The organism is Paenibacillus sp. JDR-2 (assembly GCF_000023585.1).
GTDB lineage: Bacteria > Bacillota > Bacilli > Paenibacillales > Paenibacillaceae > Pristimantibacillus.
Genome location: NC_012914.1, coordinates 1,606,113 through 1,627,004, shown reverse-complemented (window position 1 = coordinate 1,627,004; position 20,892 = coordinate 1,606,113). Strand labels below are relative to the sequence as shown.

Genomic DNA, 20,892 nt, shown 5'->3' with positions numbered 1-20,892 from the left:
AACTTAGAATTTTCGCATAAGTCCTAGTCTTCCATGAAAGGTGATACACGGCTTGAAGAATTCCATGCTAACCAAAATCAGTCCGCCGCAAATTCTGACCGCAGGCTTTATTGTTATTATTCTGATCGGCTCCATCCTGCTTTCACTGCCCTACGCTTCGGAAGACGGCATGCATACGCCTTTTATCGATGCCTTCTTTACCGCCACAACGGCGGCCTGCGTAACCGGTCTTGTCGTAGTCGATACCGGGACGCATTTCTCTACCTTCGGCGAGCTCGTAATCCTGATGCTGATGCAGGTTGGCGGACTTGGCTTTATGACGATGGCCACCTTATTCGCCCTCGCCTTCCGCAAACGGATCTCGCTCCGGGAACGGCTGTGGCTGCAGGAATCGATGAGCCATACCTCGCTTGAAGGGATTGTCCGTTTTATCCGCCGCGTTCTGATCTACGCCTTTACGATCGAATTTGTCGGCGCCCTGCTCCTGACCTTGCGCTGGTCGGCCATGATGCCGTTTGACAAAGCCTTGTATTACGGCGTCTTCCACAGCGTATCCATGTTCACGAATGCCGGCCTCGATATAATGGGACCGATTCACGGTCCATTTAACAGCTTTACCAACCATGTCGACGATCCGATTATTAACGCGGTACTAATGCTGCTTATTTTTCTTGGCGGAATCGGTTTTATCGTACTGGCCGAAGTGATTGACTATCCGAAAATACGCAAGCTGTCGCTTCACTCCAAGGTTGTGCTGTATACGTCCGGCCTCTTGTTCTTGGGAGGAGCGGTTCTCCTCTTTATATTCGAATATACGAATACGCTGGAGCCGCTTAGCTTTGCGGGCAAGCTGTACAGCTCCTTGTTCCAGTCGATCTCGCCGCGCTCCGGCGGCGCGAACACGCTTAATATCGCCGACATGCGCAATGCGAGCCAATTCCTGCTTATTATTCTGATGTTTATCGGAGCTTCCCCGGGATCCGCAGGCGGCGGCATCAAGGTCACGACATTCGCGATTCTGATCGGAGCCGTTATTGCCATGATCCGCGGGAAAGAAGATGTCGTCTTCTTCAAGCGCCGATTGGCAAAAGACCGGGTACATAAAGCTCTGACGATTACGGCGGTTTCCGTTGCTACCATCGTCTTATTCACGATGATTCTGTCCGCTACGGAAGAAACGGATTTCCTGACGGTTATGTTCGAGGTTACCTCCGCCTTCGGAACGACGGGCTTATCAATGGGTTTAACCCCGCATTTGACCGGGATCGGAAAAATTTTAATTATTATCGTGATGTTTATGGGAAGGATGGGACCGCTCACCCTTGCTTATACCCTGGTTCCGAATCAATCAAAAGAGCTTTACCGGCATCCGAAAGGAAAAATTACAATCGGTTAAAGGAAATCTTGAGGCCATCCTGCCTTTGCGGGATGGCCTCTTCCCATTCCTGAAAAACAGTAAAAATATTCTTTTAGCAAATTGCTCGTTCGGATATTGAATTAATATACATTATCCTGTATATTAATTCACATCATGTTAGAGATGGAGGTTCGATCATTCATGCAATCGATAACGAGAACAACCGACAGCCTGCTCGCGTCCGCCAAGCAATCGCTTCTATATACAGCTAATCGTCCTGAAGTAGTCATGACCCGCGGGGAAGGCATGTATATGTGGGATACCGAAGATAAAGCCTATCTGGACTTTATTGGGGGGTGGGCCGTGACGAGTCTTGGTCACTCCCCTGCCGTATTGCAAGAGGCTCTCGCTCATCAAAGCGGACAGCTCGTGCATGCAAGTCCGGGTTTCTATAACAAGCCCATGATTGAGTTTGCGAGCCTCCTGACGGAGATTTCGGGCTTTGACAAAGTCTTCTTCGCAAGCAGCGGCGCCGAGGCAAACGAGAGCGCAATTAAGCTTGCCCGGAAGCACGGCGCCCTCCATCTGAACGGCGCTTACGAGATTATTACGTTGACGAACAGCTTCCATGGCAGAACGCTGGCAACGATGTCCGCAACCGGCAAACCGGCTTTCGAGAATTTATTCGAGCCTAAGGTCCCAGGCTTCAAGCATGTGCCGATTAATGATTTCGACGCCTGCTTTGCCGCGATCAGCGATAAAACCTGCGCGATTATGCTTGAGCTTGTACAAGGCGAAAGCGGCGTCCACTCGGTGGATGCTCCTTATTTGCAAGCCTTGCGCAAAGCCTGCGACGTATACAACATTATGCTGATTTTCGACGAAGTACAAACCGGCCTCGGAAGAACCGGCAAGCTGTTTGCGTATGAGCATTACGGCGTGAAGCCGGACGTGATGACGCTCGCAAAAGGAATTGCCGGAGGATTCCCGCTATCGGCGATGCTGACTACGGAGCAATACGATCTGTTTGCGCCGGGGGATCAGGGCGGCACCTATAGCGCGGCGCCGCTAGGCATGGCGGCCGGCCATGCGGTTGTCAGCGAAATCCTGCAGCTGGGACTAGCGGACAATGCGGCAAAACAGGGGGCTTTTATTCAAGAGAAGCTAACCGGACTGGCTAAGAATTATGCTGTCAGTCAAGTCCGCGGCAAAGGTCTGCTGCTTGCTTTCGACGTACCTGAGGGAGCTGCCCCAGCCCTTGCCGAGGAATGTTTGAACAACGGTCTGCTTGTTAACGCGCCAAATGCGCGCACGATCCGCTTAATGCCGCCGCTTATCGTAACGGCCGAGGATGTAGAGAAGATGATTGAGATCCTGACGGGCGTACTGGAAGCCTGCGGTCTGATTAATGAGGCCGTTTATTCCTGAGATTTGAAAAACTTCCTCAGCTCATCGGGGACTACGCGGCTTTTGCGGGTTGATTGATCCATCGTTACGCTCGTAACCAAGGCATCGGCCCGCACTTCGCCGCGCTCGTCCTTAATCTCCTGCTTCAGAACGTAGCTGGAATTCCCTATTCGTTCAGGCTGGCAGGTGACCGTTAATTCGTCGCCTTGCCTGCACTCGCTTCTATAGTTGACGTTGATGTTTACGGTAACCGTTTGTATATTCATGTTGGCGAAGGTTTCATACGAAAGCCCGCATAACTCGTACCATTCCTCGCGCCCCCATTCGAAATATTCCAGGTATTTTGCGTTGTTGACATGGCCGTTGACGTCAATTTCCGTTGAGCGAACAATGATTGGCAGTGACGATTTCATTTCATCCATTCTCCTTAAATAGACTTAAGTGACTACTTATTTAAAATAACACATGCCCCCGTGTTAGCAAAAAAACCCGCCTTTCGGCGGGCTGTATCCTGCAGATCCCTATAATTAGCTGTACGTTACGTTCCGACGACTTGACTCCAAGCCTGCTCGATATCCCCGATCAGCGTTTGCGGATCCTCCAGACCGATGTACAATCGGGCTACTGAAGGGTTATTCCCCGCCAAATTACGGCTCCCCGGCGTTTGACCAACCGTTACCAGACTCTCGAAGCCGCCCCAGCTGACACCAATCCGGAAATAATGCAAGGCGTCAGCCCATTTCTTCAGCTGCTCTACCGGCAACTGAGTCTCGAAGGAAAATAGACTGCCAAACCCGTCTAATTGCCTACACGCAAGAGCATGCTGCGGATGCGAAGGCAAGCCGGGATGATTCACCCGGTTCACGAGCGGATGTTTCTCCATGTATTCGGCGAGCATCAAGCCGCTGCTATGATGTCTTTCCATCCTGAGCGGCAGCGTTCGCAGCCCCCGTATCATGAGGGAAGCCGTATGCGGAGTCATAACGCCCCCAAACAGCATATACCCTTTGTTTGCTATTTCATCGATCAGGTCCGCTCGTCCGGCCACGACGCCTCCCAAGCAATCGCTATGGCCTGAGAAATATTTGGTCATTGAGTGAAGCACAAGATCTATTCCCCATGTCAGCGGACGCTGGAAGCATGGCGTCGCCCAGCTGCCGTCAATCATCGTAAGAACGCCAGCGCGTTTCGCAAGCGCCGCGATTCCCTCCAAATCCTGCAGCTGGAACAATCCCGATGTCGGACTCTCCAGATAGATCAGTCGCGTTTGTGGCCGTAACTGGTCTTCGAAGTCCGATAACAGACAGCCGTCGACGTAGGTAACTTCAACCCTGTACCGGTCGGATAATTCGTCCAGGAACTGCCTTGTTGGACCATAAGCTTGATTAACGCAGATGACATGGTCGCCCGATCGCAATAAGGCATGCAAGGAGCCGGCTATAGCGGCCATCCCAGACGCGAAGCAGCGCGCCCGATCCGCCTCTTCCAATTCCGCGATTTTGCTTTCCAAATATTGCACCGTTGGATTATTGCCCCGGGAATAGACGGTAGCGGCCAATACGTCCTTCATAGCATGATCGAATGACTCATGGTTTTCGAACGCAAACAGACTATTTTGATAAATCGGAATAGTGACGGCGCCATAATGCTTCGTGTCCACTTCGTCATGCGCTGCTTTGGTGTGCAGCCCTTCATTCATTTGGCTTCTCTCCATATGCATTCATTCCTTTGTTTGTGTCATTCCGCCGCTAACCCTTCTCGGCGCCTTGCGTCAGCCCTTCCACGATATACCGCTGAGCGAAAGCAAACAGAACGACGGTCGGAATGACTGACAATACGGTACCAGCGGACATGGAGCCCCAATCCACGTCGAATTTCATAACGAAGGAATTCATCGCCACGGGCAATGTCTTCAAATTCTCGTCGTCAATAAACATAACCGCCATAAACAGCTCGTTCCAATTTTGTACGAATGCAAAAATAAAGGTCGATGCGATTCCCGGCAGCATGATCGGAATGATAACCCGAATCAGCGCCGTCAAACGGGAACAGCCGTCAATCATCGCCGCTTCCTCCAGACTGCTCGGAATGCGCTGGAAGAACCCTCGAAGCATAATCGTGGAAAAAGGAATGAGCATGACCGTATAGGCAAGAACCAAGGAAAACCGGTTATTGATAAGGTTCATGTCGGCCATCAGCAGATAGAGCGGCGCCAAGGAAATAAATCCCGGCAGCATTTGCGTCAAGAAAAAGGCCATCATAATTTGCTTATGTCCCCGGAACTGGAACCGGGCCATCACATAACCGCTTAACGTTGCAATACAGATGACAATAAGAGCGGCAATCACCGAAATAAGCAGACTGTTGCCGATATAAACATGAAACTTCGATACTTTAAAAATGTTGGCGTAGTTTTCGAATGTAAACTTCTCCGGCCAATAACGAATCGGCAGAGAAAAAATCTCCTTGCGCGGCTTAAGCGAAGTGATCACGATCCAATAGAGCGGAAAAACCATAATGAGGAAAAAGACGGCGAGATAAAGCGACTTCAGACCTGTCAATACACGCAGCTTCATCTAGAAGTCACCTGCCTTTTCCGATCTTGTAGCGAACAAATAAAACACGGTGTACAGCATAAGAATGACGATCATGATCACGCCAATCGCCGATGCCATCCCGTAATCCCCGCCATAGATAATCTTGTCGAGCATAAGCGAAGAGAGAATATGGGTCGTTCCGGCAGGCCCTCCGTTCGTAAGGCCGTAGATGATGGAGGGATCATTAAAGATCCAGATTGCCCGGAGCAATGTCGTTGCGATAACCGTCGGCAGTATATAAGGAAACGTCACGTTAAAAAACTTGCGCAGCCCTCCGGCTCCATCCATTTCCGCCGCTTCGTACAGATCCGCGGGCACGGATTGCAGCGCGGCCAGCAGCATAATCGCAAAAAACGCGATGCCATACCATACGTTAGCGATGATGACCGACGTCATGGCCCATTTCGGATCTGAGAGGAAACCGATGCGCGTATCGATAAGGCCCGTTCGCATTAATAGATCGTTAATGACGCCAATCTGCGAGTTGAACATCCACTTCCAGATCAGGCCGATTAGAAAACCGGACAAAGCCCACGAATAGAAAACAAAGCCTTGATAGATCCCTCTTCCCCTGAATTTCTTTCGAAGCGTAAGGGCAAGAGACAAACCAATGAGAAACTGAAGAACAAGCGAGAAAAACACCCAATACCCGCTGTTCTCAAGCGCCGAGAGAAACTTAGCGTCCCGAAACGCGGTTGCGAAGTTTTGCAATCCAATGAACTGAACATTAGTCAAATCAAACAGCACGTAATTTTGAAACGCCATGACTACCCCTTGCAAAAAAGGATAGAACGTAAACACCAGCAGCAATGCCAATGCAGGAAGCAAACTGAGTAATATGTACCTTCGCTGCTTGCTCATGCCATCTCACCTTCCCCCGCTAGTAAAATGCGGCGGGCGGTTCTCAAGCCGCCCACCGCGTATTCCGGTCACTTTTTCAATTCTGCTTTTGCTTTCACCCAATAATCGTCCCATTTTTTCAATGTATCTTCCACGCTAGTCTGTCCCAGCAGCATACTCTGTCCGGATTCCATGGCTACCGTGCCCCATTGTCCGTTCGCAGGATATTGGAAAGGCGGTTTGAAGTTAACAAACGTATCCGGCTGATTCGTCATATCGAGCAGCGTCTTATACGGACCGCTTTGGAAAAAAGCGTCCTCGGTAGCGGAAGAGTGAATCGGCACGGTGCCGTGGCTCTTCGACAGCTTTGTATTCTCTTCAGGCGAGGACAAGAAGCTGATCAGCTTCCATGCCGCTTCTTTGTTTTTCGAGTAAGAGGCGATGCCCCAACCCGCGCCGCCGGCGGAAATGAGCGCTTTGCCATTCGGACCCTTCGGCATCGGAGCCGTTGCCCACGTGCCTTCCTCCATGCTGCCCGTCAACGTCTGTATAACGTCCGGATCCTGCAGCAGGAATGCCGTCACGCCGGACGTAAAGGCCTGTACTTGCTCCTGAAAGCCCCAGTTAATGGAGTCCGGTGGGGAGCCTTCCTTATACAGCTTCACGTATTGCTCGACCGCTTCCTTTGCTTCGGGAGCCGAATAGATGGTGCCGCCGTCCTTCAGGAACATCGCGTCATCGATATTGATTTTCTCCGAATCGTAAGCCTGGATCATCGTATCCGGAACGGCATTAGCGCCTGATCCTCCGCGGAACGAGAAGCCGAAGCGGTTTTTGGAAGGGTCGGTAAGCTTCACGGAAGCATCAATTAACTCCTGGTATGTAGTCGGAACGGAGATGCCCGCTTCCTTCAGCCAATCCGCGCGATAGAACAGCTGCCGCTGATAGAGTCCGTTTGCGACAAAATACAGCTTGTCGCCAACGGTTGCGACGGACTGGGCGACGGAGGTGACGGTCTTGAAGTCATCCCAATTTTTCGTATAGTCATTAAGCGGTTCCACGTAGCCGTTGTTTACGAATTCCGCCACGTTGAGGTCGCGAACCTCAAGCACGTCAAGCTCTTGCTTCGCGTTAAGCATCGTTCTGATTTTGTTGTCCGCCTGATCGAACGGAGGCGAGATCAATTCGACCTTAATATTCGGATTCTGATCCATAAATGCCTTTATGCCTTCTTGAATGATGGCCGTGCGATTAGGGCTGGTCAAGCTTTCAATCATGCGCAGCGTAACAACCTTGTCTCCTCCACCGTCTCCATTCTTGGACCCGGAAGAGCTGCATGCCGTTACGGTCAAACTTAATGCCACACCAATCATAGATACGGATAACAGTGATTTCTTCCAAGACATTTGTTGCATTGGAATCCCCCTTAAAATGAGTGAGTATCATACTGTATACCTGTCTGATAGGTTTAATATAAGTGAGGCATTTACAGGTTGTCAATATCTAAATTTTCTGTCAATATTCTCGTATCGTCTCTTCGATAATATCCATCATTTGGCTGAATTCGCTTAACGCGTGCTTCCAGTCATGGTTAGCAATACCGTCGAATAACGTGCGGTGGAACGGGTAGGTATTATCGAACAGCTCTTTCACCCCAAACGGACCCGAGAAGAACTTCTTAATCAGCTCCGATATGGAATCGTACACGCTATGAAGCAGCGGATTGCCTGCCGCGTCGTAAATATGCTGATGAAATTCGTAATCGATCACCGACGTATCCAGACCTTTTTGCTTTCGTTCGTCGTATTCCGCGAGGCATGCTTTCATCTCCTCGATCTTGGCATCCGTTATCCGTTTCGCGGCCAGCTCGACGGCTTTCCCTTCCAGCGCTCTTCTAACGTCCAGGATATCAAGCAAAAACGACTTTTCGTCGTCTATTTTTACTTTTCCGCTGTACCGGTAAGAGCCGGCATCGTTGACGTATATGCCTTTGCCGTTAATGACCTTCACGATTTCAATGGCTTCCAAATATCGCAGCGCTTCGCGCAAGGAGGATCGTCCTACACCAAACATCCGGACCAGCTCGTCAACAGACGGAAGCTTATCCCCTTCCGCCAATTCCTTGTCTGCAATATATCTGATGATCTCCTCCGATACGAGTTCATGGGTGTGCTGCTTTTTAATTTTGCGAATCATCGTTCATCCGTCCTTTATACCTGTCAGATAGGTGAATATTATTTAAATATTTTAAGAATGTCAACCAGGCGTGCGTTACAGCCGGCTGAGACGCGAATGAGGAAGTTTTACATTTGATTATGGCAAAATACAAATTTAACCGTTTTTGCCCTTGCGGGATAGCGCCTTTCTATGCGTTAATATAGATGTCGGGCCGACGAAATGAATGGAAAGGAGGCTGAACGAAATGATTCAGATCCAGGAGGTGGCATTCGCGTAAGCGAATGTCCCATATAGGGGGAACCTACCCGGTTCCCCCATCAATTTTGAATATAATCGCAACGCAAAATACGAAAGGAGGAGGGTTAGCCATGTTTAACGCAAAACAAGCCAACGAAAGCCAATGGAACCAAATATCGAAGGAGGGCCTCGATGGGGCGTTACAAAAACGGAAAAGATGTGCTTCCCCCGACTCTGCTTAGGCAAATCCAGCAATATATTGATGGCGAATTGCTTTACATTCCGAAACAAAGCGAAGAGCGTGCCGGCTGGGGACAGCTGAGCGGCACCAAAGCGCGGATCAACGATCGCAATGGTGAAATCTACGCGGAATATTGCAAAGGGCGGTCAATCGCTGACCTTGAGCGGGTTTACTTTTTATCCGGGGACAGCTTACGAAAAATCATATGCAAACAACAGCAGAATGCCCGCATAGGCAGCGGAAGCTGATGCGGTACTTATATAGCATGACCATAAAGATAGCCTGCCACCGGTAAAACGAGGGCAGGCTATTCGCCTTTATTTTTTAATGAATTGCCCTATAGTTCATTTTGTTATCGACAATGAGCGTATCGCCGATTAATTGAAGTCCGTCTCCTAGCGGTTCGTTAAACGCCGTAATGGATGTTGCATGATTGACCGGGTTATAGCGGGTAATCGTCGCATGCTCGGATTGATAATCGTAGGCAGACCATATAAGCTGAGTATCCGTTGGTTTGGAAAGAAGTTGATAGCGGATAGACGAATCTGCCTGCGTCGTTTCTGCCGGCATCCAATACAGCCCTTGTTCACGGTCAATAATCATCATGGGAGCCGTATGGTTTACAATAACCGGCATAGGCGACTTCAGCTCCTCCAGCTGTTTCGCTTGCGTCAGCTTCGTTATCTTGCCTGTTGCCACATTAGCCAAACCGTAGCTCGAATCTGCCTTCCGTGGAGCACCTTCCGCCGTGCGATTCAGCCGGTACCAGGACAACACGCCTTCATCCCCGTCAGCCAGCCAGCCGTTCCAGTCCACATGAGTCAAACCTTCCTTCGGCTTAGCCTGCACATCCCATGTCAAGTCCCCTCTCTCATCATAAAAAGCTATTGCTTCCGGAGCAATAATGTACGCCTCCTCCCCGCCTAGCACATTGTCATGACTGTCGCTCAACGTAAAGGACAATGCCGCAAACCGGCTATCCGGACTCCATTCGAATGCCGGATAAGAATGATAACCAAGCGTTGGCGGAATAACCTTTAGCTCCTTTCCATTCCGGTCGTATAGACGGAAGCTGTCGGTTTGTTCATGCCAGAACAGATTGCCGTCCGGCGAAGGTGTCACGAGATATAGCGGCCATTCGTGCTTGAATTGTCCTTCTATCGATTGGATCTTGCCCGTAAGTACGTCCACCGACCAAAGACGGCCGTCGGAATAGCTGTTCAAATACAGCTGTCCGGACTTGTTCATCCATCCCTTCGCAAAAAAAGACGGCGATACATCCGGCACCGCATTTGCTGCTATTGTCTTTAGCCGACCATTATATAAATCGAGCGCGACCACATCGTACTGGATTCCCTCCTGCCCGTCCTCCCGCTTCTTGGGCTGGACAAGAACAAGCTGATCCTGCTCCGTAAATCCGTATGCCCCGGTAATGGAATCGACGGAATAATCATCCTTGACGATAAGATCCGCTACCGGATAAAGGCTGTAGGTTTGCTCCTTGGGTTTAACGGCAACGACGTCCAACCGATATCTAATCCCTTCCGGGTCGTAGACTCTTCGTTTTACCAGATGGGCAACCAGATTTGGATCATTCGGGGCTGGAAATGTTTGTGCGACAAAACCGTTAACTCCTTCCGAAATCTGTAAGGGAAAGGAGAACCCTTTATCATGTTTAACTAGGTCTATGCGTAAATCCTCGCTTACGGATGGCGCAGCAGATGCTGAAGGAATGCCGGAAGCTTCTGCTTCTGCCGTTGCCGGCGGTTTTGCAGATGTCGCAGAATTAGAGTTTGAATCCGGGCTGCAGCCCGTTAAGAGTAACGGCACAATTAAGATCGCAATCGTTATGGAAGTAAGCTTCATTCGTTAAGCCTCCCCTTTGGCCCTTTATGATTTAGACTTTATTTTCCATATAAAGGTTGCTCCAGATTGAAGAATGGCTTTTGATTTTCTTCCGTTTCAAGTTCCTTGGTCTACGTGTATAAGAAGTTAATAGGACTAAAGTCGTCTATTTCAGGCAAGTATTCACCCCTACAGACGCGAAACCGATAACTGTAGAAAGAAATGCCTATTCCAGGCAAATACAACAAGCTATAGGACAAATAAGGAGGGCATGACAAATGACAACCGCTCGAAAGAAAGGCTGGGGGGGATTGCGCTTCATCCTTGCGATGGCGTTTATTCTGGCCTTGACGGTACAACCGCTCGCGCAAACCGTACACGCTGCGGATACGGTTCATCACTGGAAGCATTACACAAACGGTGTTGCTTATATGAATCAAGGCAAGATCAAGCTCGCGATCAAGGAATTCGAGCTGGCCGCAGCCCAGTCGGAGCAAGCCGGTTACTTGCGCAAGCTGGCAGAGGCTTATACGCTGGACAACCAGTTCCAGAAGGCAGCCGATACGTATTACCGGGAAGCCAAAATCCACAAAGCGATCGGTGAAAAATCCGGCGACCTTAACACGTATTTTGCCGTACTGGCCAAAGCTGACGCTTTGAATACGGAAATTGATCTTTATCTGGAGAAAGATGCTGCCTCTTCCGCATCCGGAAACAGCCATTTAGCAAAGTTCGAACCGGCGTCGGGCATGTACATCGGTGCCTATGTAGAGAAAGACAGCGGCGTCGAGAAACAAAAAGACGGCAAATTTGACGCCTTCAACAAGCTCGCCGGCAAGCAGCATGCCGTATTTTTCAACTACCATAAATACGGCAGCCCGTTCCCTTATCACTGGGCAGAGACCGTAAAAGAAGCCGGAGGAGCGATTCAGATTGCGCTGCAGCCGGATGACGGGTTAAACGCGGTGAAGGATGATGCGTATTTACGCAAATTCGCGCGGGATGCAAAAGCGGCAGGCGTTCCGGTCTTCCTCCGGTTTGCCTCCGAGATGAACGGCAGCTGGGTGAAATGGAACGGCAATCCGTCGCTCTACATCGAGAAGTTCCGCCTGGTCTCCAAGGTAATGAAGGAAGAAGCGCCAAATGTGGCGATGGTCTGGTCGCCGGCGGCGAATCCGAAGCAAAAAATCGCGGCCTATTATCCCGGCGACGATTGGGTTGACTGGGTTGGCCTTAGCATCTACAGCGTCAAATATTTCAACGGCAACGTTTATGAGCCTGCCGATCAGGTGAATCCGCTTGATTCCTTAGATTATACCTACAATCTGTACGCTTCCCGCAAGCCCATTATGATCAGTGAATTTGGCGCGACGCACTTCAGCAAGGCAGGCAATACATCGGCCGTCAACTTTGCCATTACGAAGATGAACATGCTCTATCATGGCGCAAAGCTGAAATATCCACGCGTAAAATCTATCAACTGGTTCAGTCTAAATACGTTGACGGATTCCTACAGCGCGGAGCGCAGCCTGAACAACTTCAGCCTGACGGAAAGTCCGGCATTGCTCGCTTCTTACGGTAAAATGATTCAAGATCCTTACTACTTGCCGAAGGTCGTATCGGGCTCCAGCAGTTATACGAAAACCGTAAGCAAGTTTGCGAACCAAGGCACAATCGGCAAGCCGGCTACCGGCGTCGTATGGGTGAAAACTTACGATCCTTATATCGGCAAGGTGGTCATCAAGCTGGACGGCGCCGTTGTGCTGACGCGCCAGCAGTATCCTTACACCTTCTCGATCCAACCGGACAAGCTGAAAGCCGGCAGCCACAAAATCGAGGTAGTTGTCTTTGATTCCAAGAACCGCGAAGCTTCCCGCAAAACGTATACATTTAAGACGACATAGGGCTTGCAGGCCGTGCCGGTTAACCGGCACGGCTTTTTCGCGTCTGCGACCGAGCTCCCCCTCCGACCCCTCGCGTTGGACCAACCGCGCTTCTATAGCACGGTTTTTCCGTCTTATTGCGCTCATTTCGCCTAGTGTTGCTTCGCTCGACCCTCTATAACACGGTTTTTCCGTCTTATTGGGCTGCTTTCGCCTAGCCTTGGCCACCCCGACCCTCTGCAGCACGGTTTTTCCGTCTTATTGCGCTCATTTCGCCTAGCGTTGATTCGCTCGACCCTCTATAACACGGTTTTTCCGTCTTATTAGGCTGCTTTCGCCTAGCGTTGGACCAACCGCGCTTCTATAGCACGGTTTTTCCGTCTTATTGCGCTCATTTCGCCTAGTGTTGCTTCGCTCGACCCTCTATAACACGGTTTTTCCGTCTTATTGGGCTGCTTTCGCCTAGCTGTGGCCAGCCCGACCCTCTGTAGCACGGTTTTTACGTCTTATTCTCTTAACGATGTGTCGCATCGTTAAGCTCCTCAAAATCAGCCAATATGGGGCATTTTCCGCGTATGCGCACCACCTTGGCGATGTGCGGTATCGTTAAGCCCGTCTATTTTTACTCACTATGTCCAGCTTAACGATGCCCCACAGTGTTAATCGAGCGCGAATGAAAAAAAGCTGCCCTCGCGGGCAGCTTCCTCAAGAAAACTATTATTTAATAACGCCTTTTTTCAAGATCAAGTTAGCGTAGATGGCGCTTTCGCCGGTTGCGACGATGGCGTAGGCTTTTTTCGCACGCTCATAGAAGGCGAACCGCTCCACTTCCTCAAACGGCTCTTGCAGGCCGCTGCGCTGCGTTATTATAGCCTTGTACTCGCTCCAGATCGGCGTCTCCGCCGGGTCGCCGGGGATTACCTGCATAAGGGCAGCCGGCTTCTCGACATATTGGTCAAGCGGGAACAGCTGCATAATCGCATCCAGCAGCTCGGGCACGCCATGTCCGTCGCAGCGGACTAGACGCTGGGCATGGCTTACCGCGGGGAAATTGCCGTCAGCCAGCACAATCTCGTCGCTATGCCCCATTTCCATCAGGATCTTCAGCAATTCGGGTGAAATGATCTTCGGAATACCATTCAACATCGCTAGTGGTCCTCCCCATGTAGATCAGCCTACAGCAGCTGCTTGAATCGTGCATAAGCCTCATTCCATACATCCGTATCCGCTGGCTCGTAGATTTCAACCGGGAAGGATGCCGCCGACAATTGCCGGGCCTCTTCCAGATTCGCGCATTCTCCCAGCGCCATAAATTGTGCCAGCATGTTGCCAATCGCGCTTGCTTCCACGGGTCCGGCCCATACCGGGCGGCCGATCGCATTTGCCGTCAGACGGCATAGGAGCTTGTTCTGAATGCCGCCGCCAACCATATGCATGCCGCCGTAATGCTTGCCTGTCAGCTTCTCAATCTGCTCAAGCGCATTCCGGTACTTAAGAGCAAGGCTGTCCATAATGCACCTTGCGACCTCCGCCGCCGATTCCGGAACAGGCTGCCCGGTCTCGCGGCAGAAGCCTCTTACCTTATCCGTCATGTTGGACGGGCCAAAGAACCGCAGGTCATCCGGATTAATGAGATAGCGGAAAGCTTCCTGCTGCTCAGCCAGAACGGCCAGCTCGGCAAAGGAATAATTCTTTCCTTCTTCCTCCCATTCCCGCCTGCACTCCTGTAAAATCCACAGCCCCATGATGTTTTTCAGCAGCTGGTATTTGCCGCCAACTCCACCCTCATTCGAGAACTCAAGCTCCATCGCCTCTTCGGTTAACAACGGCTGATCAAGCTCCGTCCCTACCAGCGACCACGTGCCGCATACCAGGTACACAAACGGTTCAGACGCTGCCGGAATAGCAGCGACCGCCGATTCCGTATCATGCGTGGCAACGGCAACGGCCTCAACGGCCGGAATCCCCAGCTCCTCGCAAACTTCCTCTGACAAAGGCCCAATCCGGGTTCCCGGATAAACAGGCTCAAGGAATATCTCCTCCGGGATCCCCAGCTGCCCCATCAGAGCCGTGTTCCACTGCCGGGTCTCAGGGTGAAGAAGCTGCGTGGTTGTCGCCATCGAAAACTCGCAAACCCGCCTCCCCGTAAGCAAATAGACGAGCAGGTCCGGCGTCAGCAGCAGCGTTCTCGCCGTTTCCAGCTTTGGAGAAGCCGCCTTCTTCATGGCATACAGTTGATAGACCGTATTAAACGGCATAAACTGCAGACCGCCCTGCCGGAACAGCTCTCCTCTGCCAAATCTGGCTTCGATCTCCTCAATCAGACCTTCCGTATGCGGATCCCGGTAATGATAGGGATTGCCAAGCAGCTCGCCATTTGCATCCAGAAGGCCAAAGTCGACGCCCCATGTATCCACGCCAAACGTAGCGGGCTTATACCCAAGCTGGAACGCCTTGCGCAGCGCATGCTTCATCTCCTGCAGCAGCCTAAGAATATCCCAGTGCAAATGACGGCCAACCTGAACCGCGACATTCGGAAAACGGTGTATCTCCTCTACTTCCAGCCTGCGTTCCGCCAAACCGGATCCCGTCAGCCTGCCAATCAGCGCCCTGCCGCTGCTTGCTCCAAGATCAAACGCCAATACGGTGGTTGCTTGTTCCATATGCCAGAATTCCTCCTCGCAGCGGCAGCCGCTGTCTTTGGGTGTTATTGCTGCTTCTGCAGCAGCTTGATCCGGTAAGCTTCGCTCTCAAGCGACGCAATCTCCTCGAATTCTTCCTTCGTCAGCACCTTTGGTTCTTTAACCTGGCTGGCGATTAGGAAAATCTTCGCGCTCTCTTCCACAACCTCCGTACGGTAATACGCCTCGCGCAGGTTGCGTCCGGTTGTGACAAGGCCATGATTGCCAAGCAAAATGCTGCTTGCTTCCTTCACTTTAGGGGCAAGGGCATCCGCCAGCTTTTCCGTCGTAGGCAGTACATAAGGAATGTAGACGGTCTTGCCTACAAGCGCGGCCTGGTCCGGGAACATAATCGGAAGCTCTTCTTCCACCAGCGTAAAAGCAATACAGTATGGCGGATGGGTGTGAACAATCGCACCAATCGCCGGATTCGCACGGTAAGCGTACAAATGCATCAGCACCTCGGAGGACGGACGAAGCCCGTTCTCCTCTACCGCACCGGTCTCGATGTCAACGGCTACCCATTGCTCCGGCTCAATCTCGTCAAGGGCAAAGCCGCTTGGCGACAGATACATTTTCCCTTCATGCTTCGCGCTGATATTGCCGCCCGGTCCAACGACCAGCTTATTCGCAACCGTCTTTCTTGCGTATTTGCACAGCTCCTGCCGAATATCCAATCCGTTCATCTCCTAAAAGAATTTCCGTATTTTTGGCCTACCAGTGGACATATTAGGCAATTATTACTTCGAAAGCATGGTCTTTACTTGTACAATGGCCCGAAGTTCGAACAAGCACGGTAGTCCGCCGCCTCTTTGTCGTTAGTGCCGAATAGTCCCCATGCCCGCGGACGGAAAATGCTCTCCTCCGGAACGTTATGCATATTAACCGGAATACGCAGCATCGAAGCAAGCGTAATCAGCTCTGCGCCGATATGGCCGAAGCTGATCGAACCGTGGTTGGCTCCCCAGTTGTCCATCACGTCGTAAACGGAAGTAAAGGCGCCTTTGCCCGTAAGAGTCGGAGCGAACCAAGTCGTTGGCCATGTTGGATCCGTCCGTTTATCGAGCTTGTCATGCACATCGCTTGGCAGCTCGACGGAGTAGCCCTCCGCAATTTGCAGAACCGGGCCAACGCCTTTAACGAAATTGATTCGGGACATCGTCATCGGCATGCCTCCGCGCGACAAGAAGTCGGAGGAGAAGCCGCCGCCTCGGAAATATTCCACGCCTGCCGGTCTCCAAGAAGTAGCCGCAAGGCATGCCGCCGCTTCTTCTTCCGTAATATCCCAGAACGGCTTCATCGCCGGCTGGCCGTCCAGCTTCTGCTCGCCGGTACCGTCGAGCGTTGCCGAGCCCGAGTTAAGCAAATGCAAAATGCCGTTAGCCGCATGGCCTTCAAGCTTATGTCCCGTTACCCGCTCAACGGAAGCCGGGCTCCAGTAAGTGCGCACATCCGCAAAAATTTGCGGCGTATTCGTCAACAGATAGCCAAACAGCATAACAACGCCGTTCAGGCTGTCGTTCTCTGTTGCCACAATAAACGGAGGGCGGATGCCGTTCCAGTCAAAGGAGGAGTTCAGAATCGCTTCCATAAAGTCGCCGTTCGGGAAATGGTCCGTCCACTGGCGTTGACCTTGGAAGCCGGACACAACCGCGTTATGGCCCATCGCTTCTTCACCGAAGCCAAGCTCCGCAAGGCGCGGATTGCCGATCATCAGGTCGCGGGCGATCATCGTCATTTTGACAACGGTCTCCCAGTCCTGATCCTTCTTCTCGCGGGAGGTTTGAATCGCTTCCGGGTTATTGTCCGAACCCTCGACACAGTTCTCCTTCACCCAGGCCAGCGCTCGCTCAAATTCGGCCGTATCGTAAATCTCTTCCTCGAAACGGCGGACAAACTCGGACATATCGATGTATTCCGTACGCATCCCGAGGTATTCCTGGAAAAAGGAATCGCTTACAATTGAGCCCGCGATACCCATCGAGACCGAGCCCATCGACAAATACGATTTGCCCCGCATATAAGCTACCGCAAGACCCGCTCTAGCAAAGGAAAGCAGCTTGCCCCGCACATCGCCTGGAATCGACGTATCGGAGGCTTCCTGAACTTCCTCGCCGTAAATACCGAATGCCGGAATGCCTTTTTGCGCGTATCCAGCAAGAACAGCAGCCAAATAAACCGCACCTGGGCGCTCCGTTCCGTTAAAGCCCCACACCGCATTCGGGATGGAAGCGTTCATATCCATCGTTTCCGTGCCGTAACACCAGCAAGGCGTAACCGTTATCGATACCCCAACATTCTCGCGGGCGAATTTGTCCGCGCATGCCGCAGCTTCCGCCACCCCGCCGATTGTTGTATCCGCAATGACGCATTGTACCGGTTCCCCGTTCGGGTAACGCAAATTCTCGGCGATCAGATTCGCGACCGATCTAGCCATATTCATCGTTTGAACCTCAAGCGATTCGCGAACGCCCTTGCGGCGTCCGTCTATCGTCGGGCGAATCCCGATCTTCGGAAAACCATTCTGAAAGCGATAAGCGATGTCCGTCATAAATACCCCTCCAAATGAATGAATAATAACGAAACTAGCAAATAAAATGTTACCGATAACTCTAATTTATCAAGGCGTCCTGTTGCTGTCAATCGTTTTCTCTTGTAAAATAAAAGCATGAATTGTCGATGAGGAGCAGTAGGTATGGTTACAATCTATGATATTGCGGAGAAAGCTAATGTATCCGCGATGACCGTTTCTAGAGTTATCAATAACACAGGCAGAATAAGCGAGAAGACAAGAGCCCGGGTCAAAAAGGTGATGGAAGAGCTGAACTACGTACCCAACCAGATGGCCCGCAGCCTGGTCTTGCAGCAGACCCGGAGCTTGTTCCTGCTTATTACCGATATAACGAACCCGTTCTATACAACGCTGTCCCGGGGAGCCGAAGATGCCGCAACAAAAAACGGCTACCGACTGCTGTTCGGCAACAGCGACGAAAGTCTGGAGAAGGAAGCCGATTATATTAACACCATTCTGACTACCCGGGTGGACGGCGTGTTGATTGCCCCGGCCGGAGATCCGTCTCTGCCCCATCTCGAATCGCTGCAACGGCATAACATTCCGTTTGTCTTGCTGGACCGCGAAGTGCCGGGAGTCGAATGCGACATCGTGCTTGGGGACAGCAAGGAAGGCGCCCGCCAGCTGGTTAACCATCTTGCCAAGCAGGGCCATCGCCGCATTGCCATGGTGAACGGATCGGATACGATCTCAAGCGCAAGACTGCGTCTTGAAGGCTATAAGGAAGCGCTGATCCTGAACGGATTGACCTATGACGGGAGCATCGTCTTTGAGACTAGTTACGGTCCGCGTACCGATCTGTCTGAGATGGAAGCCTGGCTGGATTCGCTTGACCCGCTCCCGACGGCTGTCGTAGCCGGCAACAATGTCCTGGCGATCGAAGCCATCCGCCTGCTGAGAAAGCGTAATATGCGGATTCCGGAAGACATCTCCATCGTCTGCTTTGATGATTTTGGCCCGTATTCCGAGGTTGATCCGTTTATGACGGTTGCCGCGCAGCAGGCCTATCAATTCGGCTATCTGGGCATGCAAATGCTCATTGACCGCATTCAGAACAAAGAAGAAGCCGGACCGTGGAAAAAAATCGTTCTGCCCGCGGAGCTGATTATCCGCCGCTCCGTCTCTTCCCTTTAAAAGACAAGAAGGCTGAGCGATATCGTCGCCCAGCCTTCTATTCATTTCTCTTCCGTATTTAACGGCAGGATGATTTCGATCGTTGTCCCTTCGCCGGGAACGCTTGATATGTTCATCAGCCCTTGATGCTGCTCGATAATGCGCGAGCTGATCATAAGGCCCAGCCCCGTCCCCTTCTCCTTGGTCGTAATAAAAGGCTGACCGATTTGGCGGATAATCTCGTCCGGAATTCCCATGCCTTCATCGCGGATCGTCAGGCGCACCCGCTCATGATCCGACTCCATCGCCGCCGAAATCGTAATCTGTCCCCCAAGCGGCATCGCTTCTATTGCATTTTTTATAATATTGATAAAGACCTGCTTCAGTTGATTCTCATCGCAATAAATCGACGGAATACAGTTCTCGAACTCCGTACGGATCGATACGTTCATCAGAATCGCCTGTGTCTCCAGGATCGAAATAACGGCATGTAAAATATGATCCAGCCTTCGCGTGCTAAATTTGGAGAAATGCGGCTTCGCAAGCGTCATAAATTCATTCACGATAAAATTGATCCGGTCCAGTTCATTGGTCATGATGTCATAATAGAACGAATTCCCCTCCGCTTTGGATTTCAACAGCTGGGTGAAACCCTTCAATGCGGTTAACGGATTTCGGATTTCATGCGCTACCCCAGCTGCCAGCTGTCCGATTACCGACAGCTTCTCGGAACGGACCAGCATCTCTTCCGACCGCTTGCGGTCCGTCAAATCCCGGATAACGGTCAGAATCACCATTTTCCCCCGGTAATTATGAATCCGGATGCTCGACATCTCAACGTCGATCGTCTGGCCGTCATTGCATAGCAGCTTATTTTCGATAAAATTCGTGGGATCGTCGGTATGAATCACTTTGTAAAGTACATCCATCAGATCATCGCTATAAGCGGGATCGACGTAATCAAGGATAGGCCGCCCGACCATCTCGGAATCATCGGCAGCGCCAATCAGCTTGACCGCCAACTTATTGGCATATACGATCTCGCCATTGTCGATCAGGACAATAGGCTCGGGGAGAAACTTGATAATGCGCTGATACATGTTGGCACTATCGCGAAGGGAGCGCTCTTTTTCCTTCTTGATCGTAATATCCTGTACCGTGCCCAGCAGCGCCGGCTTTCCTTGAAAGGAGATCAGGCAGGAGTTGCCTTCGAGGTGGACAGGGGAGCCGTCCTTCTTAACCCCCGTAATGTTGAAATGAAAGTAGATTTGCTTCTGGTCCATCAAGGTTACTTGCGCATCCCGCGTAACGACTTCCAACTCGCCGGGCAGCATTAACTTATTCAACTCAACTTGCAGCAATTCCTCATTCGTATAACCGTAAAGAGCCGCCAAGTAAGGATTGGCGTACAAAATACGGCCTCCCTGCCCGACAAACACGCCGGCCAGCGCACTGTCAGCCAGATGACTATACAAGCTTTCCGCTTCAAACAAGGAAGCTTCCATCTTAATCCGGTCCGAGATATCCCTCTCGAATCCCACAACCCCGATAATAGTCCCACTCTCATCCCTTAGAGCTGTAAGACTTAGACTAATGTAGAGCATCGTGCCGTCTTTCCGAAGCTTAAACGTCTCCTGGCCCTGCACGCTTTCGCCAAGCTTGGCCTTCTCGATCATTAATCTTCGTTCTTCCAGAAGATGAACCGGCGTAAAGCAGCAAGGCCTGCCGATCAGTTCTTCCCTCGTCCATCCGTGAAGGGCAACAAACCCCGGGTTTACATCAAGAATATTCTCATCCAAATCTATCACGACAATCCCGTCGGGGATATTGTTCCATATCGATTCCATAAAGTTATGCTTCATTATATGACCATGCTTGTCCATTCGAATATTTTCCACCTTTTCGAAGTCAAAGTGATCGCTACTCAAATCAATTCCACAA

Annotated in this window: 17 protein-coding genes; 5 read left to right on the top strand and 12 right to left on the bottom strand. The window is 51.2% G+C overall.

Annotation, left to right across the window (positions count from 1 at the left end; translation table 11 throughout):
* The first annotated feature begins 64 nt into the window (after window positions 1–64).
* A complete protein-coding gene (locus PJDR2_RS07100; RefSeq protein ID WP_041614052.1) occupies window positions 65–1,396 on the top strand; it encodes a TrkH family potassium uptake protein in 1,332 nt (443 codons plus the stop codon).
* 162 nt (window positions 1,397–1,558) lie between these two features.
* Entirely contained in the window at window positions 1,559–2,785 is a 1,227-nt protein-coding gene (locus PJDR2_RS07095; RefSeq protein WP_015842981.1) for an aspartate aminotransferase family protein, read from the top strand.
* On the opposite strand, the gene PJDR2_RS07090 is transcribed toward PJDR2_RS07095, so the two are convergent.
* The 6 genes from PJDR2_RS07090 to PJDR2_RS07065 form a co-directional block, all read right to left on the bottom strand.
* Window positions 2,776–3,177, bottom strand: coding sequence for an acyl-CoA thioesterase (locus PJDR2_RS07090; RefSeq protein WP_015842980.1), 402 nt, complete (start codon window positions 3,175–3,177; stop codon window positions 2,776–2,778). The two genes, PJDR2_RS07095 and PJDR2_RS07090, sit on opposite strands and share 10 nt — an antisense overlap.
* 125 nt (window positions 3,178–3,302) lie before the next feature.
* Window positions 3,303–4,463 carry a trans-sulfuration enzyme family protein gene (locus PJDR2_RS07085; RefSeq protein ID WP_015842979.1) on the bottom strand — a complete coding sequence of 387 codons (1,161 nt, stop codon included), beginning with the start codon at window positions 4,461–4,463 and terminating at the stop codon, window positions 3,303–3,305.
* Between the two features lie 49 nt (window positions 4,464–4,512).
* Window positions 4,513–5,340, bottom strand: coding sequence for a carbohydrate ABC transporter permease (locus tag PJDR2_RS07080; protein WP_015842978.1), 828 nt, complete (start codon window positions 5,338–5,340; stop codon window positions 4,513–4,515).
* Window positions 5,341–6,222, bottom strand: a complete 882-nt coding sequence (locus PJDR2_RS07075) for a carbohydrate ABC transporter permease (RefSeq protein WP_015842977.1) — start codon at window positions 6,220–6,222, stop codon at window positions 5,341–5,343.
* Between the two features lie 68 nt (window positions 6,223–6,290).
* Window positions 6,291–7,616: an ABC transporter substrate-binding protein gene (locus PJDR2_RS07070; RefSeq protein ID WP_015842976.1), complete on the bottom strand. Its 1,326-nt coding sequence runs from the start codon at window positions 7,614–7,616 to the stop codon at window positions 6,291–6,293.
* A gap of 100 nt (window positions 7,617–7,716) precedes the next feature.
* Window positions 7,717–8,397, bottom strand: a complete 681-nt coding sequence (locus PJDR2_RS07065) for a FadR/GntR family transcriptional regulator (protein WP_015842975.1) — start codon at window positions 8,395–8,397, stop codon at window positions 7,717–7,719.
* Window positions 8,398–8,808: 411 nt separating this feature from the next.
* Between PJDR2_RS07065 and PJDR2_RS07060 the strand changes: the two genes are divergently transcribed.
* Complete coding sequence (locus tag PJDR2_RS07060) at window positions 8,809–9,105, top strand: CD3324 family protein (RefSeq protein ID WP_015842974.1); 297 nt, start codon at window positions 8,809–8,811, stop codon at window positions 9,103–9,105.
* 76 nt (window positions 9,106–9,181) lie between these two features.
* Here the strand turns inward: PJDR2_RS07060 and PJDR2_RS07055 are convergent, their stop codons facing one another.
* The gene (locus PJDR2_RS07055; protein ID WP_015842973.1) at window positions 9,182–10,723 is read right to left on the bottom strand and encodes a hypothetical protein; all 1,542 of its coding nucleotides are present in this window, start codon (window positions 10,721–10,723) and stop codon (window positions 9,182–9,184) included.
* 257 nt (window positions 10,724–10,980) lie between these two features.
* On the opposite strand from PJDR2_RS07055, the gene PJDR2_RS07045 reads away from it, so the two are divergent.
* Window positions 10,981–12,606: a glycosyl hydrolase gene (locus PJDR2_RS07045; RefSeq protein ID WP_015842972.1), complete on the top strand. Its 1,626-nt coding sequence runs from the start codon at window positions 10,981–10,983 to the stop codon at window positions 12,604–12,606.
* Between the two features lie 696 nt (window positions 12,607–13,302).
* On the opposite strand, the gene PJDR2_RS07040 is transcribed toward PJDR2_RS07045, so the two are convergent.
* The 4 genes from PJDR2_RS07040 to PJDR2_RS07025 form a co-directional block, all read right to left on the bottom strand.
* Window positions 13,303–13,731, bottom strand: coding sequence for an RbsD/FucU family protein (locus tag PJDR2_RS07040; protein WP_015842971.1), 429 nt, complete (start codon window positions 13,729–13,731; stop codon window positions 13,303–13,305).
* Between the two features lie 29 nt (window positions 13,732–13,760).
* The gene (locus PJDR2_RS07035) at window positions 13,761–15,248 is read right to left on the bottom strand and encodes a rhamnulokinase (RefSeq protein WP_015842970.1); all 1,488 of its coding nucleotides are present in this window, start codon (window positions 15,246–15,248) and stop codon (window positions 13,761–13,763) included.
* Window positions 15,249–15,292: 44 nt separating this feature from the next.
* Window positions 15,293–15,952 carry a class II aldolase/adducin family protein gene (locus PJDR2_RS07030; protein ID WP_041613324.1) on the bottom strand — a complete coding sequence of 220 codons (660 nt, stop codon included), beginning with the start codon at window positions 15,950–15,952 and terminating at the stop codon, window positions 15,293–15,295.
* 74 nt (window positions 15,953–16,026) lie between these two features.
* Entirely contained in the window at window positions 16,027–17,817 is a 1,791-nt protein-coding gene (locus PJDR2_RS07025) for an L-fucose isomerase (protein ID WP_015842968.1), read from the bottom strand.
* 144 nt (window positions 17,818–17,961) lie between these two features.
* On the opposite strand from PJDR2_RS07025, the gene PJDR2_RS07020 reads away from it, so the two are divergent.
* Entirely contained in the window at window positions 17,962–18,972 is a 1,011-nt protein-coding gene (locus PJDR2_RS07020) for a LacI family DNA-binding transcriptional regulator (protein ID WP_015842967.1), read from the top strand.
* 41 nt (window positions 18,973–19,013) lie between these two features.
* Here the strand turns inward: PJDR2_RS07020 and PJDR2_RS31785 are convergent, their stop codons facing one another.
* Window positions 19,014–20,834: a PAS domain-containing sensor histidine kinase gene (locus PJDR2_RS31785; RefSeq protein WP_015842966.1), complete on the bottom strand. Its 1,821-nt coding sequence runs from the start codon at window positions 20,832–20,834 to the stop codon at window positions 19,014–19,016.
* Window positions 20,835–20,892: the final 58 nt, after the last annotated feature.

What these genes read in the sequence shown, in the direction of transcription:
- PJDR2_RS07100 (WP_041614052.1), top strand. Translation starts at nt 65, where the DNA reads ATGCTAACCAAAATCAGTCCGCCGCAAATTCTGACCGCAGGCTTTATT.
- PJDR2_RS07095 (WP_015842981.1), top strand. Translation starts at nt 1,559, where the DNA reads ATGCAATCGATAACGAGAACAACCGACAGCCTGCTCGCGTCCGCCAAG.
- PJDR2_RS07090 (WP_015842980.1), bottom strand. Translation starts at nt 3,177, where the DNA reads ATGAAATCGTCACTGCCAATCATTGTTCGCTCAACGGAAATTGACGTC.
- PJDR2_RS07085 (WP_015842979.1), bottom strand. Translation starts at nt 4,463, where the DNA reads ATGAATGAAGGGCTGCACACCAAAGCAGCGCATGACGAAGTGGACACG.
- PJDR2_RS07080 (WP_015842978.1), bottom strand. Translation starts at nt 5,340, where the DNA reads ATGAAGCTGCGTGTATTGACAGGTCTGAAGTCGCTTTATCTCGCCGTC.
- PJDR2_RS07075 (WP_015842977.1), bottom strand. Translation starts at nt 6,222, where the DNA reads ATGAGCAAGCAGCGAAGGTACATATTACTCAGTTTGCTTCCTGCATTG.
- PJDR2_RS07070 (WP_015842976.1), bottom strand. Translation starts at nt 7,616, where the DNA reads ATGCAACAAATGTCTTGGAAGAAATCACTGTTATCCGTATCTATGATT.
- PJDR2_RS07065 (WP_015842975.1), bottom strand. Translation starts at nt 8,397, where the DNA reads ATGATTCGCAAAATTAAAAAGCAGCACACCCATGAACTCGTATCGGAG.
- PJDR2_RS07060 (WP_015842974.1), top strand. Translation starts at nt 8,809, where the DNA reads ATGGGGCGTTACAAAAACGGAAAAGATGTGCTTCCCCCGACTCTGCTT.
- PJDR2_RS07055 (WP_015842973.1), bottom strand. Translation starts at nt 10,723, where the DNA reads ATGAAGCTTACTTCCATAACGATTGCGATCTTAATTGTGCCGTTACTC.
- PJDR2_RS07045 (WP_015842972.1), top strand. Translation starts at nt 10,981, where the DNA reads ATGACAACCGCTCGAAAGAAAGGCTGGGGGGGATTGCGCTTCATCCTT.
- PJDR2_RS07040 (WP_015842971.1), bottom strand. Translation starts at nt 13,731, where the DNA reads ATGTTGAATGGTATTCCGAAGATCATTTCACCCGAATTGCTGAAGATC.
- PJDR2_RS07035 (WP_015842970.1), bottom strand. Translation starts at nt 15,248, where the DNA reads ATGGAACAAGCAACCACCGTATTGGCGTTTGATCTTGGAGCAAGCAGC.
- PJDR2_RS07030 (WP_041613324.1), bottom strand. Translation starts at nt 15,952, where the DNA reads ATGAACGGATTGGATATTCGGCAGGAGCTGTGCAAATACGCAAGAAAG.
- PJDR2_RS07025 (WP_015842968.1), bottom strand. Translation starts at nt 17,817, where the DNA reads ATGACGGACATCGCTTATCGCTTTCAGAATGGTTTTCCGAAGATCGGG.
- PJDR2_RS07020 (WP_015842967.1), top strand. Translation starts at nt 17,962, where the DNA reads ATGGTTACAATCTATGATATTGCGGAGAAAGCTAATGTATCCGCGATG.
- PJDR2_RS31785 (WP_015842966.1), bottom strand. Translation starts at nt 20,834, where the DNA reads ATGGACAAGCATGGTCATATAATGAAGCATAACTTTATGGAATCGATA.